Origin of the sequence: Bradyrhizobium sp. 23 (assembly GCF_023073295.1) — a bacterium.
Lineage (GTDB): Bacteria > Pseudomonadota > Alphaproteobacteria > Rhizobiales > Xanthobacteraceae > Bradyrhizobium > Bradyrhizobium canariense_D.
The window spans coordinates 1-2,917 of record NZ_JADPJF010000026.1 but is presented as its reverse complement, the minus strand read 5'-3'; the positions used below and the strand labels follow the sequence as shown (position 1 = coordinate 2,917).

2 protein-coding genes and 1 pseudogene are annotated in these 2,917 nt (G+C 56.4%); all 3 read right to left on the bottom strand.

Going from position 1 to position 2,917, the window contains the following annotated elements:
- Positions 1-81: 81 nt before the first annotated feature.
- A pseudogene (locus tag IVB32_RS03865) lies at positions 82-843 on the bottom strand (IS5 family transposase).
- A 220-nt stretch (positions 844-1,063) separates the two neighbouring features.
- Positions 1,064-1,264, bottom strand: coding sequence for a DUF6494 family protein (locus IVB32_RS03860; protein ID WP_085349977.1), 201 nt, complete (start codon positions 1,262-1,264; stop codon positions 1,064-1,066).
- Positions 1,265-2,631: 1,367 nt separating this feature from the next.
- A partial coding sequence (locus tag IVB32_RS03855; protein ID WP_247409877.1) for a hypothetical protein occupies positions 2,632-2,917 on the bottom strand: 286 nt, incomplete at its 5' end.

The window sequence follows — 2,917 nt, the reverse complement described above, 5'->3', positions numbered from 1 at the left end:
GCCGCCGCCCCAGCAGTGCCCATATTGCCGAAAGCAAATCCTTGAAAAACAGCGGCGAAAACACATTCTGCCAAAGTAGTGCTAAGACGCGGACTCATAAAAACGCAGCCATAGCCTGATTGACGCGAGCTGAACGAAGGCAAGGTAGTTGGCGGCCAGCCTGTCGTACCGCGTCGCCACCCGACGACATTGTTTGATCCGGTTGAAGAACCGCTCAACCCGGTTGCGGGCGCGGTAGAGATATGGGCTGAAGCAGATCGGATCGCTGCGATTGCTCTTCGGCGGGATGTTGGCCCACGCGCCCTTCTTCATGGCAAGCTCCCTGATCCAGTCCGCGTCATAGCCACGGTCCGCAAGCAACATTGACCCGGATTTCAGACGAGACAGCAGTTTTCCGGCAAGTCGAACGGATTGGTCTCACCGGGGCTCAGCGCCAACCGTACCGGCAGACCATTGCTGTCGACCACCGCATGGATTTTGCTCGTCAAACCGCCCCGGGACCTTCCCATCGATTGGCGCTGGTTCCTTGCAATGCAGGCTCCATGCTGATGTGTACGCAGACATGGAGGTGTCGATCATCTGGGTAGCGGCATCATGGGCAGCGGCAAGCGCTTCTACGATGCGGCCCCAGACGCCAGCCCGCCGCCACCTGACGAAGCGGTTGTAGCAAGTGGTGTATGGCCCAAACGCCGCCGGCAGATCACGCCAGGGTGCTCCTGATCGAAGGATCCAGAAGATGCCATTCAGGACCCGTCTGTCGTTCGCCCGGGGGACGCCACGCGGCTTGTTCGGCAGCATCGGCTTGATGGCGGTCCATTCATAGTCAGCGAGTTCGTAGCGCATAATTCGAGCTCCAGTTCGGAAGTTTGAATCACGGCCATTCGGCCAGACGCAACGCTCATGGGCAGACACTGGTACGCGCCTTTTGGACAGGAACGGGCATCAACCATCCCGCACTCTGTGCCAAAACTGTCGAAAATGACCCAAAGCAGTCGTTGCTGGAAATCAACAGGATTGAATGCTCCACCAACAGGCCGGCAATGCCGGGGCAGCCGGGACATCGTCAGAGTGCGATTGTTTCCTCGACTACATGTTTCAGCGCCGTTCCCTCAGCCGACAGGGTCATTCGCAGTTTGAGCTGGCCACCTTTCACCGCCCCGCTGCGCACTAGGTTTTCGATTTCGCGCTGCGATGTAACTCCAACATGCTTCAGAAATTTACGGATAGCCATATTGAAGCGGTCTTCATCGAACTCGGCGGTCATGGCTGTTCTCCCTGGTCGGTCAGGCGATGTCTAACACGAGGCGAGCAAAGACCCAACATCGAGGCCCAACTCGCGTCACCCCCGACTTCCTCCTCAACCTGATTGCCTACAACGTCGGCCCGGAGCTGAAGACTACACCCGAGGCGGCGCAAGGTCGGCCGTTTGAGGTGGACCGGACACGGCTGGAGCTGTCGCCGACCGCCGCTTGTGACCCATGGCGGAAGTCAGTGACCGGTCAAAAAAATATTCCTTCGAAGGCCGCTGAAGTCATCTTCCATTTGTTCGGTTTTGGCGATTACACTGTTGCACTCGTATGGTACCCAATTTTTTTGATTCATGACCTTGTCAGACGTCACCCGCCGCAGATTGATCGGCAGTCTCGCGGCCGGAGTAAGCGCGGTCTCGGTAACTTCATCAAGCATCAGCAGCGCACGTGCTCAATCCGCGCAAAAGACGTTTGTTCTTATTGGCGGAGCCTTTTACGGAGCTTGGTGTTGGCGTCACCGAGAGGCTCGAAAAGCAGGGCCACAAAGTCTATGCGCTTACGCTTACGGGATTGGCAGAACGCTCGCATCTCCTCAGCAGAGACATAAATCTCGACACGCACATCACGGACATCGCAAATCTCGTCGAATGGGAAGACCTCACGGACATTTGCCTCGTTGCTGGGCTGCCATAACTAAATTGTAGCCGAGCGATCCGTCTCGCTCGGCTTGCGAGTAGCCAGTGTGTGAACGACTTCCACACATGGCCCGTGACCGACCTCAGTTAGAGCGCTGCGAGGGCCGCTTCCGGGAGATGAGCCGACCCGATCATGCAAGCTGCCGAGGGCTGCCTTTGACCCAAAGCCGAACAAGTCAACGCGGGCGCTTTTTTCGGCCAGAGATCTCTGATGCTTCGTGGCTGCGAGCCTACGGCACGTTCGTCGCCACGGTGTGTGGCTAGAAAACAAAAAGCCGCTGTCGCCGCAATCGGCGACGCATCGCCGAGACACCTGTGACTTTTGAACGTTTGCGGACTTCGTTCCTCGGCTTGCTCAACCCGGCTGCGAGGGTTCTGAAGCTCTGTCAGTTGAGATATTAGAAACCAAACGCGTTCGTGCAGAACTGTCATGCGGTTGTGCCCCTGACCAGGCCTACTCATCAGCGCGCCTTACTATGACTATTTAAAAACCGCCATTGTCAGGCCGGAGGACGTAAAATCACTCAGTTCAATTAGTAGTAGCTCAGGTTCGCTGAAAGTGCTGTGAAATACCTCATTATCGTGGAAAAGACGTGTCCGGTTTCATTTGCTTGTGAGGTGGGTACCAACGTCGGCGGATTAACCACGCGATCCGGTTTAATTTTAATGAGCCAAAATACTGCTTGTTAGCCTAGGCGGTGCAGATCAACGTGCAGATATCGCCGTTTTCCGGGCTCGGCGGGATCGGAAAACTGACTCTGTAGAGGTGCAATCGCGATCGCTGCGATGGCTTGATTGGAAGTTACCTCTTCATTGGAGAATCTCGCCATGGTCGAACGTCGAGCAATGGAGCGGATACCGATCAACCGGGCGGCGCGGCTGTCGTTTGGTAAGCGCGAAGCCGATACCCTTGCTTCAGAATTCGAATGAACGTGCGAAAGAAGCCTCCGGCTTGGACGGAGGTTTCGGATG